We start from the raw sequence: 13,720 nt of genomic DNA, 5'->3' as shown, positions 1-13,720 counted from the left end.
TAACTCAGGTGGCCGAGGAGGTTAGTATAAACTAATCTAATAAAATCTGTCAATTATTTAAATCTGTTTGAAAATGAGAATTTTTATCTATTTTTTTATTGAATTTTATTCTCAATAAAGCATTGGTTTTTTAGTTGCTAAAACTAACATGCAAATTTCTTTTTCCATTCAGCACATGTTAAGTCTCATTTTGCAGCGATTTTTCCGCCTTTTTCCCTGATATTGCCTCGCTTGCCATGAATTTTAAAAAAACATATTTTGAGAATTTTTTTCTGTTTGCTTCATTTCGTATATTTTTATCCTTTTCGCACATACTCCATCTGTAAACATTTTGTCCCATTCCAGTCCCTTCGCGGTCACTGATATTGGCTTCTCTGATAGGAGATTTACACGATGCAGATTTCTTCATCCATTGAAAATAACCGGACTTTTTTTCAAAAAAAGCTCCGACCGGACATCAATTTTGATGTCGTAGATCGGAACCTGATGATCGGCGGGCGCGATGCCTGCCTCTACTGTATTGATGGTTTTACCAAGGACGATACGCTTTTAAAAGTGCTGCAGGCGATGAGCAGCATTGAAACCGCCCAGATGCCTGACAATGCAAACGATTTTGCCGCCCTCTACCTCGCCTACGGCGAAATCGGGCTGGAAACGGATTCGGACGCGCTGATTATCCAGCTTCTCTCCGGTGTTCCTTTTCTTCTGATCGACGGGTATGCACAGGCACTCACGATAGACTGCCGCACCTATCCCGCCCGCGGAGTCAGCGAACCTGAAAAGGATAAGGTATTGCGCGGCTCGCGCGATGGTTTTGTCGAAACGCTTGTGTTCAATACGGCTCTGATCCGGCGGCGCATCCGCGATCCGAAGCTGCGGATGGAAATCATGAATATTGGGGAAAGTTCGCACACCGATATCGCCATCTGCTACATGGAAAACCGAGTGGACACCGAACTTTTAAACCGCATCCGCACCCGGATTCAAAAAGTGCATGTCGATGCCCTCTCGATGAACCAGGAAAGCCTTGCCGAATGTATTTATCCGCACAAATGGTTCAATCCGTTCCCAAAATTTCGTTTTTCAGAGCGTCCGGATACCTCCGCTGCCTCGATTCTGGAAGGAAATATCATCATTCTGGTGGACAATTCGCCATCCGCAATGATTCTGCCATCCTCTGTTTTCGATATCATCGAGGAAGCCGACGACTACTATTTTCCACCGCTGACCGGCACCTATCTGCGCCTGTCGCGCACGGTCATCTTTTTCCTGACCTTATTTCTGACACCGCTGTGGCTGCTTTTTATGCAGAATCCCGGCTGGATCCCGGAATGGCTCGCTTTTATCCGTGTCACCGACGAGATCCATGTGGCGCTGATCTATCAGCTCCTGATCCTGGAATTTGCCATCGATGGTCTGCGGCTCGCGGCAGTCAACACCCCCAGCATGCTGACGACACCGCTCAGTGTCATCGCCGGTATCGTGCTTGGAGAATACTCGGTCAAATCCGGCTGGTTCAACAGCGAGACGATGCTCTATATGGCGTTCGTCACGATCGCCAACTACTCGATGACGAGCTTCGAACTCGGCTACGCACTCAAATTCATGCGCGTTCTGCTCCTGATTCTGACCTTTTTCCTCAATCTCTGGGGCTTCATCGCAGGAACACTCATTGCCGTCGGCTGCCTTGTCTTTAACCGGACAATCGCCGGAAAAAGTTATATTTACCCGCTAATTCCATTTCACTGGAGTGAATTAAAAAAGCGGCTGCTCCGGAACCGGCTGCCGCATGAGGAGAAAAACGGGTAAGAATGTCGCATAAAATGTCCGCATACCCACAACTGCCCGGATGGTTCCGGGTACTGGCTGTGGTTTATGCGGACATTTTGACTTCTATATCTATCTTCTATTTTTCTTTCTTATACACTACCTCTTTCAGCACCTCCAGCGCCTCCTCATACCGCTCTGCTCCCATCGAGGCACAGGACAACAGGAGCTTCGGATATCCCTCTTGAAAATGATGCTCCTGTTTTTCCAAAAGACTCCCGACCGACTCCACCGGGCGGACGGCAACGCCTGCCTGTGCCGCACGCCCGGCAATTTCCGCCGATGTAAGCGGGCTGTCAAGCTCCATGAGAACCAGAAAACCGGCATCGCCCAGATGCGTTCGCGCTTTTTCTCCAAAAATGCGCCGCACCGCATCACACAGACACTTTGCCTTTGCCGCGTACAATTTCTTGGACTTTCGGATCTGGCTTTCCAGATGTCCGTCCCGGATAAACTGGCATAGGGCAATCTGCTCTGCCTTGGACGCCGTCTGGTTATAAAAACGCCCCCGCTCCTGATACCGTTTCAGCAGATCCGGCGGCAGGACCATGTAGCTCATGCGGATCGATGGCAGAAGCAGCCTTGAAAATGTCCCCAGATACACGACGCCCCGCCCGCCGGAAAGCCCCTGCAGGGACGGTGTCGGGCGGTTATAATAGCGGAACTCACTGTTGTAATCGTCCTCAATAATCAGCATATCCTCGCGCGCCGCATCCTTTAAAAGCTTCATCCGGTCGCCCACCGGCATGACCTCGCCCCAGACTGTCATCTGCGATGGGGTCAGATAGCAAACACTTCTCCCTGTATGTCTCATCGCCTCTGACATCTGTTCGGATAACCCTGTTTTCATCTCTCTTGCACATACATCTGGCTTTTCCATTCCGCACAAATCCTTTTTTGAGGACTCAATCCTCCTATCATTACTTTCCCAATATTCTCTTATATCTCCGGTCCGAAACCCATAATCCTCAAAAATCTGGCGTCCCTGCCGGAACGACGGATTAAAAAACCATGCGCTGTCCCGCTCTCGCAGCATCGGGCACAAAATATGCAAGAGACTCTGCACACCCGCCCCTACTACGATACTGTCCGGCGTACAGATCACATTGCGGTGGCGCCCCAGATACGCGCAGAGCGCCTCCCGGAATTCCCGCTCTCCCTGCGGTTCGCCATAAGAAAGCAGCCGCTCATCCTGGCGCAGGGCGCTCTTGACATAGCGCCGCCATAAATCAAACTGGAAGCTCTCCCGATCCACATTTGAAGACGCAAAATCATACCGGATTTCCGGGCGTTCCTCCTGATGCGGCACACCGTGCTCTATTTCCTCCCGGTTTGCAGCCGCCAGCACCGCATCCGTTACATAAAAGCCGCTCTGCGGACGCGAAATGATATAGCCATCCGCCGCCAGCAGCATATACGCCGTCTCCACCGTCGTCCGCGAAAGCTGCAGCTGCAGGGAACATTTGCGGATCGACGGCAGCTTCGCTCCCGGCTTCATCTGCCCGGACACGATCAATTCTTTGTAATATTCATATACTCTCAGATACCGGCTCTGTCCCGGTTCGCTTAAATTCAGTTCCATCGTATTTCCTCTATCTATTTATGTAAACGGCGATGCACCGCATCGATCATCCGCATCATCCCATATCCCAGACAACCGCCCATCTTTCCGTCTGCACAATATTTTTCATCTCCACCACTTGTCCCCCTTATATCCAACTGCCTTCCTCAATTATACCGTTTTCTCCTGCTTATAGGCAATCCCCAAAATTGAGTACTGTTACTGTTCACGCATACGTGCCCAGTAACGGAAATTCCGAGGAAGAAATCAAAGATCCGCTTCTTCCTAAGAAAGAAGAAATCCCCCGCATATCCTCTCCACACGGCTGTTCTATTAAATCCTCTATACAGATTTTTATTTTTCATTTGCGTTGATTTTTCACAAAAATGTGGATATAATATATTATAACAAGGATTTAGGAGGTTGTTTTATGCTGATTCAATTTAGTGTAGAGAACTTTCTCTCTATCAAAGATAATGTCGTGTTATCCCTGCTTGCCAGTAAGGATAACGAACATCCAGAGCACCTGATTGTGGACGGAAACAAAAAGCATTTGAAGTCTGCTGTGATTTACGGCGCCAATGCTTCTGGAAAGTCCAATGTCTTGAATGCGTTTTGGTTCATGGTAAATTATGTGCTGACTTCGCATAACCAGCAGCTCCACAAAACCATTGATCGTTCGCCTTTCAAGTTTGACCGGGAAACACCCTCTCGCCCCAGCAGCTTCGAGGTCATCTTCACCACAAATGGCATCCGCTATGCGTATGGCTTTTCTGTAACAGACAAAGCTGTTATCGAAGAATATCTGTATTACTATCCCAATGGCAGGCAGGCACTCATTTTTGAGCGAAAAGACACAAAAGATTTTCGCTTTACCGTTGATGTCGATGAACAAAACACTCTCAAGGATCGCACTTCGGCCAACAAGCTCTATCTGTCTGTCGCATCAAACTGGAGCTATTCCAAAGTGATTCCAGTTCTGGAATGGTTTGCTTCCTGCCAGATCATCACGAAACATTCTGTTGCAGACGCCTACGGCCTTGAAGCAGAACAACTCAAAGAGGATGACTACCGGCATGTGATCGCCTCTATGCTGCGTGTTGCAGATTTTGGCATACAATCCCTTCAGATGCGTGATGCAGAATCCGCTCCTTCTCAGCGTAATGATATCTTTACCAATATTGAGGCCATTCACACGGTACAGGATACAGAGGGAAATACTTCTTCCTACCCGCTGAACATGGCAGAGGAATCTGATGGCACCAACAGTTATTTCAAACTGATCGGTGTTGTAAAAAAGGTGCTGGATGAAGGAACCCTTCTTGTCGCTGACGAGATGGACGCTCATCTGCATCCTCTTCTGACAAAGCATCTGGTCTCGCTTTTTAACAGTGTGGAGTTCAATCCAAATGGAGCCCAGTTGATTTTCACATCACACAACACCAATCTTCTTGACCTGGATGTACTGAGGAGAGATCAGATTTGGTTTACCGAAAAAGACGAGCAAACAGCGGCTACCGATCTGTTCTCCCTTTACGATTTTTCCATCCGCAAGGATGCTAAGGTGGAGAAGGGCTATCTGATTGGCCGTTATGGTGCGATCCCCTTTATCAAGGGAGGGCTGTAAAATGGCACGTGGAAAAATTGAAAAGCGTGGACAGCGACGCAGAAAAATAAAGCCTGTCACTCTGATTGTAACGGAGGGTTCTCAAACTGAGCCTAAGTATTTTGAACACTACCGCAACCGTCAGACAAACATTGATATTCGTGTGGTAGGAAGCCGCACCAGCGGAGGTGAAACAGATTATCTCAGCCTGATCCGGAAAGCCGTGGAATACCATCTTCAAAATGACAGCAGCAAACCGTTTGGAATTGCTGTCAATCCATTTACCGACATCCATCAGCTGGTGGAATCACTGCTATAATGTTTCAAAGAAACATGGTTGGCACAAAATTGTCTCTACATTGGCACAGTCCTGCCCTTTCGCCGTAAATCCATATCTGTTATACTTGGTACAGTCAAAACTTTGCATAGCAGTCGCTCCGGTTTGGAGCGGCTGTTGTCAATTTCAGTAAAGGTGGTGGTTTCTATTCTATTTCAAAAAGCCCGGAAAGTGCTGAACAACGAGCGGGGCGAGATCAACTATTTCAGTACGATACTGCTGCGTTTATAAAGCTGGAGCAAATAATCTTTTCTGCGACGCTTGACCGCCGACACCAAATATGCTGTAAATGTGAACCATCCCACATTCAATCAAATTAAAAAGAGACACGGCATAAATTATTCTGATAGATTTTACATCAGATTGCTTTATGCCGTGCCTTTTATGTTATCATAATGATTGCTACCTACATATAGCAGGCTTCACCCTCCGTTATACACCGGATTCGCATTGATTTTCGGTACGAAGGCAACAGCCGTTCCGCAATTTTCACCATCCTCCACATACTTCTTCATAGATCTGTCCGGCAAAAAATACCCAGGATGGATGTTTTGCCAAGTATACCAATGTTGCAAATTCCCGACGAGTCATAGAAATCAACTCACCGTTCCGGTATGCTGTTCTCTCCTTCAGCCGAAGCTCCAAGCCCGGAAAAACAAGAGTGTTACAAGGGTGGGATGTCACAATATGGTCAAATCCTGGCTCGACCGCAATAATCTCCATAATTCTACTGAGTATATATTCTTCATGGTCGGTATGCGACAGTACCAGAAACTTGCCTATATTGTTCACATCCCTCTTTATTGATATTATTTTTGCATTACATTACGGGTTCATTTTTCATCTGTCGGATGCGGTATTCACCGCCATCGTCCCGTCTGCATAGAAGTAGTACCACTTACCATCAATCTGCTTCCAGTCTCCGGCAAACATTATTCCGGTGACCTTGTCCAGCCAGTACCACTTCTGATCCTCGGAGAGCCAGCCCTTCACTGACTCCCCGTTTCTGTAATAGTTCCACTGGCCGCTGTCATTCTGCTGCCAGCCGTTTGCGGCCTGCGGGTCAATGACGATTTCCACAAACCGCCGCAGAACCGTGGCGACCTCGGCGCGGGTGGCGGTTCCCTTGGGATCAAAGCGGTTGTTTACCTTCCCGGCCAGGATGCCCGCCTGCTGCATGGACTTGACCGCATCCTTCGCCCAGCTGCTGATCTGTGTGTTGTCCGCAAAGGTCACAGCCTTCAAGGTCTGGGGCAGGTCATAGCCCAGCTTTGCAGCATAATTTTTCATAATCACCGCCATCTGTTCCCGGTTGATGTTGGTGTCCGGTGCAAAGGTGGTGTCAGTAACGCCTTCCACAATACCGGTCTGCGCCGCCCAGTTCACATAGGGGGCATAGTAAGCGTCGGCTTTCACATCGGTGAATTTCCCGGTCTGGTAACTGTCCGGGTTGATGCCCGCCAACCGCCCCAGAGCTGTCACAAACATTCCTCTGGTCATGCCGGTGTCCGGGCTAAAGGTGGTGTCGCTGGTGCCGGAGAGCAGTCCCCGGCTGGCTGCAAAGAGGATGTTATCTGCTGCCCAGTGGCCGGTAATATCGGTAAAGGCCGGGGCAGGGTTCTTGTAGCCCACGCCGTAAACGCTGAAATGACCGGTTTCAAAAACCACCGCTTTCAGGCTGGCATTGTAGCTGGATTTGGTGATCCATTCCACCTTGCCAGCGTCATCTACATAGACTGCATAGAGATTACCTGTCTGCTCACCCTTTGCCGGTGTGTAGGGCAAACGCACCGATATAGTGTGACCATTTAAGTTGGCAATCGGTGTTTCTTTGCCGCCGGAGAGGTAGACCAGTGACAGGTCATAGACCGGTCTTGTGCCGATGGTGGCTTTGGCCTCGGTGGAACGCAGTGCATCCACCTTATCTGCCCGGAGAATGATGTCCCCGCCAGCGGAGGCGGTATCCAGCTGCTTCAGAGTATCCAGGCCGATATTAACCGAAACCAGATGGTCTGTTGCTACGGTAAACTGCCGGACGTTTTCTTTAACCAGCAGATCCAGTGTCTGCGCCTTGATGGTCACGTTAAAAGAGGTCTGGCCTGCCGCCGGGGTGATGGGAACCGTAACGCCAATCCCGTTCTCTGTGGTGCCGTTCTTTTTCGCATCCTGTTTGGCCTTATCGATGGCAGACTGGACAGAGCTGTTATCCACTGCCGCATTGCCGTTTTTATCCGGCTGTATGGGTTTGGTTTCACCGGTGACAGGGGCTTGAGGCTTGTTTTCCGGCTGGTTGGTGTTATCATTGTTGCCGGAACCGTTAGAACCGCCGGAGGAGGAGCCTCCACCGCTGCCCGAACCACCAGAGGAGGAACCGCCGTCGCTGGAAGATTGCTTGGAAACGGTCAACGTTCCAGAAACATAGGTGATCGCATAGTTGTCATTTGACAGCGTACCAGTGATGTTGATTGCGGTTTTTCCGGTTTTGCTCATATCCAGTGTCTGTGCGTAGTCCAGTGTTACCGTGCCGCTCAGGGTATCTGCACCAACCAGACCTTCCACCTTGTAATCCTTATCTGCTTCCGGGCTGCTCAGATCGGGCGCGGTGCTGCCGGTGTAGGCGCTCTTATCAAGCGCCGTAACGGTGATCACTTTCTTCGCTACGGTCACAGTCACGTTCTGTTCTGCCACATCTGCGTACTCTGCGTTTCCCTGAACCTTATACCAAACAGTGTATTCCCCCGCGTTTTTCGCTGTGGGGATCTGCTCACTCCACTCAGAATCGCCAAGCCGGTAGAGCATTGTGCCGCCAGTGGTCTTGCCCGCTGTAACCAGAGCCTGTTCTGCACCATTGTAGGTCAGTGTATTGACCGTAGGTGCCGTAACAGTGGGGACAAGCTTGTTGGTCGCATTGACATTGACGGTCAGCGTGATGTCCTCATAGTTTGTGCTCTTGATTACTACGGTCACTGTACCCACAGAGCCGGTGGTTTCCACGTCATTTTTCTGAATGGGCAGGGTCAGCTTGCCGTTTTCCACCTCTGCGCCACCGGTGTAGTAGCTGCCATCCAGTTTGATTCCGCCGATTTCATAGGTGAGCGCACCGTACTCTTTGGGCGTTTCCAGCGTAGGCAGGGCGGGGAGCGTCACAGTGTAGGTCTTTTCGTGGCCGTTTACAATGACGAGCGTAGTTTCCTTGGTGAAGTCAGGCGCGGCGGCCTTGGTGATGCTGCCAGTCGTAGGGAAGCTGCTCTGCTCCAGGGAGTAATTCTTCGCGGCCTGCCCCATCAGGGTCACTGTGGCAGTGACGTTCTTGCCGTTGCCCACGCCGGCATCGTCAAAGCTGGCGGTGACGGTGTAGTCTGTGCCTCGGGTCAAGGTCACGTTGTCGAAGGTTACGCTGGTAATGCCTGCGTCTGTCATGCCATCATAGGGCTTGGACACAGCCGTTACCCCGCTGATCGTCAGCGGTTTCTTTCCAATGCTGACCTCCACGCTGGCGGGTGCGGTATCATTGTGGTTTGCATCGCCAATCACCCGATACCACACGGTATACGTTCCGGCATCGGTGCCGGCAGGGATGTCCTGGCTGTATGTACCGTTCTCGGTCAGGCTGTACTGCATGGTGCCACCGCTGGTCACGCTGCCCGCGGTAATGAGCGCCTGCTCCTGGCCGGTATAGGTCAGGTTTTCCAGCGCTGTGGGAGGCGTGATGAGGCCTGACCTGATGTCGGCCTTTTGTACCGTCACAGCAATATCCTTGCTCATCTTCTCGTAGCCGTCGCAAGTGGCCAAAAAGCGGAAGGTGTGCTGGCCTGCGGACAGCTTTAGTGCAGAAAGATCAAATTGATTCTTTTTTGTCGCACTGCCAACTGCTGTCTCTTTGCCGTCCTCCACCTTGTACCACTGGAAGCTTACAGCGCCTGCGCCGCTTTCCTTCTTTACATTGACAAGAAGCGTCCCCGTACCGCCATAAGTCATGCCCATCTCGGTGGGATAGTCCATGCTCTTGATGGGGATCTTGGCCATAGAAACGTTGGTCAGCTCCGTACCGCTAGGGTCGCTGATCCAGGTACTGCCGCTCTTAAACACGTAACCCTCCGGCAGCAGGGATGCCAGCGTGACATCTCCGGTGACGGTCAGCTTTGCCGCCGTCTTACCGTTCAGATTCAGCTTGAGCGGGCTGTTGATGGTAATCTCGTCTGCATTTGCCAGCAGCTTCACCGTACCGCCGTCGGCTGCGGCGATAGCCGCGTCTGCCGTCGGATGGTAGGAAATGCTGCCGTCCGGCTTGGTCACCTCAGCGGCATAGCCGCAGTAGGGGCAAACAGTCCCGCCGGAAGGGTCATCCGGGTGACTGCACTTCACAACGGTTACGGCAGTATTCTCATTCATCTCCGACAGCCTGACCCATGCGCCGCCTTGCTTCTGATAGGCATAGCCCTTTTCCAGCAGGGATTGATACTTTGCGCCATTCCCGATTTTGATGCTGCCAAAGGAGCCGCCGGACAGGGTCACTTGAATATTGTTAAGAAGTCCCAATTTCAGCAGATCCGCGCTACCGCCGGACATGGTCAGCGTTCCCTCCGTGTAGATGCCGCCGGTGAACGTGCCGCTCGTTACCACGGCTTCGTTCCCGGTAAGGAAGAAAAGCCCAAATCCACGGACGCCAATTCCGCCGCCTACGCTTCCCTCCAGGGTGACATTGTCCAGCGTCAGCTTTGCGCCTGTGTGGTCAAATTTTCCAACTTCCACCGCATTAGCGGACTTGGAGACACAGGTGCTTTGCACCTTGCCGTTTGTTATGGCTACATTGGAGCCGAGGATACGTAGAGGCGCCTCCTCACGGGATTTACTCAGGGTGAATCCATTCAGGTCCAGTATAATATTTTTGCTGATCTCGATAGGCTCTGCGTTCTCGATCGCCAAAGGCCCCCGCAGAGTGATCGTGTCACCGTCCTTCGCGGCAGTCAGCGCGTTTTCCAGACTGGTGTATCGTGTGCCGCCGATTTCAAATGCCTCCACCAGCGCATGGCAGAAGGTGCAGTAACCGGCGCTGTTCACCTTGCCCACATGGTCGCAGATTCTGCCGCAGGCGCATTTGCCGTTCTGATATTGGCAGGTATGCTCGACCACCTTGACCGCTCTATCCGGAATATCTACATTGGAAACGTTCAAAATTTCGTCGCTATCAGCGTCTGCAAAGGCATATCCGTCCGCCAGCAGAGCCAGGGCCGGCTCACCAAGTTCTACATTGATTCCACGTTGGAACGTGCCGCCCTGGAGCTGGGTTTTCCCGAGGAAATTCACCTGACGCTGAAACACGCAGTTGCCCTTTACCGTCAGGGTAAACAGTTTATCAAGGGTGCCCGCGCTTGTTGTAACGCTGTCTAATATCAACACCGCGGGGGCGCTGGTGGCAATGTCATTTATCGTGCCGTTTTTGATGGTAACGCTCTTGTACGGGAAATTTTGCAGATCCAGCGTCTTGACCTTGTGGCCCTGCAGATCCAGCGTAATGTCCATTTTGTTCGCCGGCTCGCCGTTCCCCGCTTTCAAGGTTGCGTTAGTATCCCGCACAAAATAAGCGGTTCCGCCGGAGAACAGAATGAACCCAACATCAGGGTTATCGCCTTCAAACGTATAGGGGATACCGTTGCGAATAAAGAGCACATCCTTGCTGCACGGTTCGCCGCACTGTTGGCATTTGCCCTCGTTGGTGTATTTTTCATGGGGGCAGGTGTTAAAGGTAACAGGGACAGTGTTTGTATCTAGGGTATAGCTCTGATAGGACAGCTTGCAGTAGACCTGGCCGCTGTACTCCCAGTTCTTGCCCGCCGTTGTGGTCAGGTCGGATGGGGTCAGGGTGATTTTATAGCTGCCGCTGCCTGTGCCTGTAAATTCCTTTCCGTTCACATACCACTGATAGGTGATATTACCACTCGTACCGCCTTCCAGCTGGGCCCTTACCCAGACATCCGCCTTAAATTGCCCATCGCCTTTCTTATCGCTGACCTGCGGCTGCGTTCTTATGGTAATGGGGTTTCTGGGCGCGGCGGCGACGGTGACCGTTGCGGTGGCGGTCGCCTGAGCGGGAGAGAAACCATTTTCGCTGTCTGCGGTCAGCTTCAGCTTATAGCTGCCCTCCTTGACGGTGCTGTCGGCGGTAACGGTGATGGTCTGGTTGTCAGCGGATTTTTCCGCCGTCAGACCGGTGTGCGCGCCATCCCAGTCCACGTTCAGGGTGTCCATCTTGACCTTGCTGCCGATAACGTCGAAGGTCGCCGTCTGACTGCCTAAGCTTTCCTGTATGGTTCCCTGCTGCGGACCGACAATCAGGCTTGCGCGGGGCGCCATCTGGGCGATGTAGATGGTCATGACGTCCCCTTCTCTTGTCGTATCGGCCGCTGTGCCGACCGACATATCGTCTGTGTTTGCATTCTGTTTGTCCGAATACAGAACGGTCAGGTTGCTGTCAATGTTTCGGGTCTTTCCATGTGGACTATTCGAAATCGCACCATAGTTTCCGGTGGCGTAAAGGGTTCCTCCGCTCATGGTCAGGGATGCAGTGTCAATACCGTAACCGGAATTTTTTAGATTCAGCGTTCCATTCTCAATCACGATGGTTTTAGCGCTCAAGCCGAACGAACCGCCGTTGGTGGTTATCTTTGCCCCGCCTTTTATGGTAAGCGTCCCGCCGGCGGTGTCGCCGTAATTGCTATCCGCAATACCATATTTCCTGTCAGGAACAGTGACCGTCAGACTGCCGCTTCCCTGAATGGTCAGACTACGATAATCCATTTCCAGAGCGGAGAGCTCAGCAGTATCGGAAATCGTAATGGTATTCTCGCCTTTCAGCGTGATTGTTGTGTCGCCGGTCAGTCTCACCGGGGTAGTTATGGTCTGGTTGTCCCAGGTAACATTGCCGGAGATGGTTTCTTCAGTGCTTGCCGCAGCTGCCATCAGGGGCATTGCCTGCTCTGTTCCCTTGCAGGCAGAGAGGTCTGCATCTTCCGCAGAGCAGACCGGACAGTCGGAATTGACCGCCTCCTGCTCACAGCGAGTTTCGCAGATGCACTCTGCTGGAGCATTCCCGGACACGCCGGGAACAAGCCCGCTGTCCTGAGAATTGCACTGCTCGCAGGTATACCCGCAGGGCGTCCCCTCTGTGGCCGGAATGTAGCCGCAGGTATCGTCATGTTCATGAGGGCAGCTTAATTCTTTTTTGATACAGCCGCTTTCCTTACTGCATTCATGGGTACACGCGGTCGGATGGGCCTTCTCTGCTTCAGATGGGGTCGCCGTATTTTCCGATATGCTGCCTTCCAAAACAGGATAACAGCTTTCGTCATGCTCATGGACACACTTCTTCACAAAGGTGTAGCAACCCTCAGTATGCTCATGTTCACAGACTGCCCCTTCGGTTCCTTCCGTATATCCGCAGTCCGCTGTATGTTCCGGGTGATGCTTGCACAACCCCGTATGGACGGCGGATACACCCGCTTCCACCGCAGATGCCGGAACTCCCGGCATCGTAAAAATCATTGCCGCCGCCAGTAAAAATGCGGCCGGCCGTTTCCATTTCCATATCATTTATTCATCCTCCTCACGCGGTTCGTTCCTTCTCGTTGTTTTCTGAAGCAGCTGGGATACCGCCTCCCGCAGCTGATATTCTGTCACAGGCTTTACCAAAAAGGTGTCCGCCTGCATCCTGCGGCTTTGGGGTTCAAACTCTGCCTGGTCGCTAATCCACAGGAGAGGGACATCCCTGCTGTACCCTCGTATGCTCATGCAGAAATTCATCCCCCTGGCTCCGTCCTCCATGACCACCACAGCATCATAAGGCCCATCCCGCTGCATGGCATAGGTACAAAACACGCCGTTATCAAAGCGGTCTACTTTGCCCAGCTTCATCAGCAAAGCGGTTTCTTTTTCTTTCTGGCTATAACTGCATAGCGCAATTCGCATTTTCGCACCTCCATTTCATGATGGGTTTTATCGCCTCATATAGCTCCTGATCGGAGCAGTCTGCCGGAAGAAACACAGGGATACGCAGGTGATACGCGATCAGGGCGAAGTTTTTATCATCGCTCCACCAGACAAGCGGTGTTTCCGGTGCCAGCTGCTTTGCCTGAATGGCAGCCTCCAATCCCCTTGCCCCGGTCATGGCGATGACAACCGCATGATATCGGCTCCGCCGCAGTGCCTGAGATAGCTGCTTCTCATTCCATAGCTCGTCGATGACAAGCTGTCCGTCCCCAGCAAAAAGGGAGCGCAGCCTGCTCTCAAACCATTCTGCATTCCTTAATTCCGTACAAAGTGCGATTTTCATGCTGAGCCTCCTTTCCTGAAAAGAAAAACAAGAAAGAATGTGCCTTGGCACATTCTTGCG

At 51.6% G+C, this 13,720-nt stretch carries 9 protein-coding genes; 3 read left to right on the top strand and 6 right to left on the bottom strand.

Annotation, left to right across the window (positions count from 1 at the left end; translation table 11 throughout):
* Positions 1 to 393 precede the first annotated feature (393 nt).
* Positions 394 to 1,809 (top strand): spore germination protein, encoded by a 1,416-nt coding sequence (locus tag DWV73_RS00100; RefSeq protein WP_117794973.1) that lies wholly within the window; start codon positions 394 to 396, stop codon positions 1,807 to 1,809.
* A gap of 97 nt (positions 1,810 to 1,906) precedes the next feature.
* Here the strand turns inward: DWV73_RS00100 and DWV73_RS00095 are convergent, their stop codons facing one another.
* Complete coding sequence (locus tag DWV73_RS00095) at positions 1,907 to 3,409, bottom strand: PLP-dependent aminotransferase family protein (protein WP_117794971.1); 1,503 nt, start codon at positions 3,407 to 3,409, stop codon at positions 1,907 to 1,909.
* A gap of 14 nt (positions 3,410 to 3,423) precedes the next feature.
* Positions 3,424 to 3,546, bottom strand: a complete 123-nt coding sequence (locus tag DWV73_RS13060; RefSeq protein WP_270523723.1) for a hypothetical protein — start codon at positions 3,544 to 3,546, stop codon at positions 3,424 to 3,426.
* A gap of 272 nt (positions 3,547 to 3,818) precedes the next feature.
* Between DWV73_RS13060 and DWV73_RS00090 the strand changes: the two genes are divergently transcribed.
* The gene (locus tag DWV73_RS00090; protein WP_117794969.1) at positions 3,819 to 5,015 is read left to right on the top strand and encodes an ATP-binding protein; all 1,197 of its coding nucleotides are present in this window, start codon (positions 3,819 to 3,821) and stop codon (positions 5,013 to 5,015) included.
* 1 nt (position 5,016) lies between these two features.
* A complete protein-coding gene (locus DWV73_RS00085) occupies positions 5,017 to 5,313 on the top strand; it encodes an RloB domain-containing protein (protein WP_107001666.1) in 297 nt (98 codons plus the stop codon).
* Between the two features lie 507 nt (positions 5,314 to 5,820).
* Here DWV73_RS00085 and DWV73_RS12805 read toward each other — a convergent pair.
* The 4 genes from DWV73_RS12805 to DWV73_RS00060 all read right to left on the bottom strand — a co-directional run bounded on the left by DWV73_RS12805 (position 5,821) and on the right by DWV73_RS00060 (position 13,660).
* Positions 5,821 to 6,054, bottom strand: coding sequence for a hypothetical protein (locus DWV73_RS12805; protein WP_242995681.1), 234 nt, complete (start codon positions 6,052 to 6,054; stop codon positions 5,821 to 5,823).
* Positions 6,055 to 6,171: 117 nt separating this feature from the next.
* Complete coding sequence (locus tag DWV73_RS00070) at positions 6,172 to 12,921, bottom strand: S-layer homology domain-containing protein (protein ID WP_117794967.1); 6,750 nt, start codon at positions 12,919 to 12,921, stop codon at positions 6,172 to 6,174.
* Positions 12,922 to 13,296 carry a hypothetical protein gene (locus tag DWV73_RS00065; RefSeq protein WP_117794965.1) on the bottom strand — a complete coding sequence of 125 codons (375 nt, stop codon included), beginning with the start codon at positions 13,294 to 13,296 and terminating at the stop codon, positions 12,922 to 12,924. It lies immediately after the preceding gene.
* Complete coding sequence (locus DWV73_RS00060; protein ID WP_117794962.1) at positions 13,271 to 13,660, bottom strand: hypothetical protein; 390 nt, start codon at positions 13,658 to 13,660, stop codon at positions 13,271 to 13,273. Before DWV73_RS00060 ends, DWV73_RS00065 begins: the two co-directional genes overlap by 26 nt.
* Positions 13,661 to 13,720 lie beyond the last annotated feature (60 nt).

It is taken from the genome of Clostridium sp. AF12-41 (assembly GCF_003461685.1).
Lineage (GTDB): Bacteria > Bacillota > Clostridia > Lachnospirales > Lachnospiraceae > Otoolea > Otoolea fessa.
This window is presented reverse-complemented; position numbering and strand designations above follow the sequence as displayed.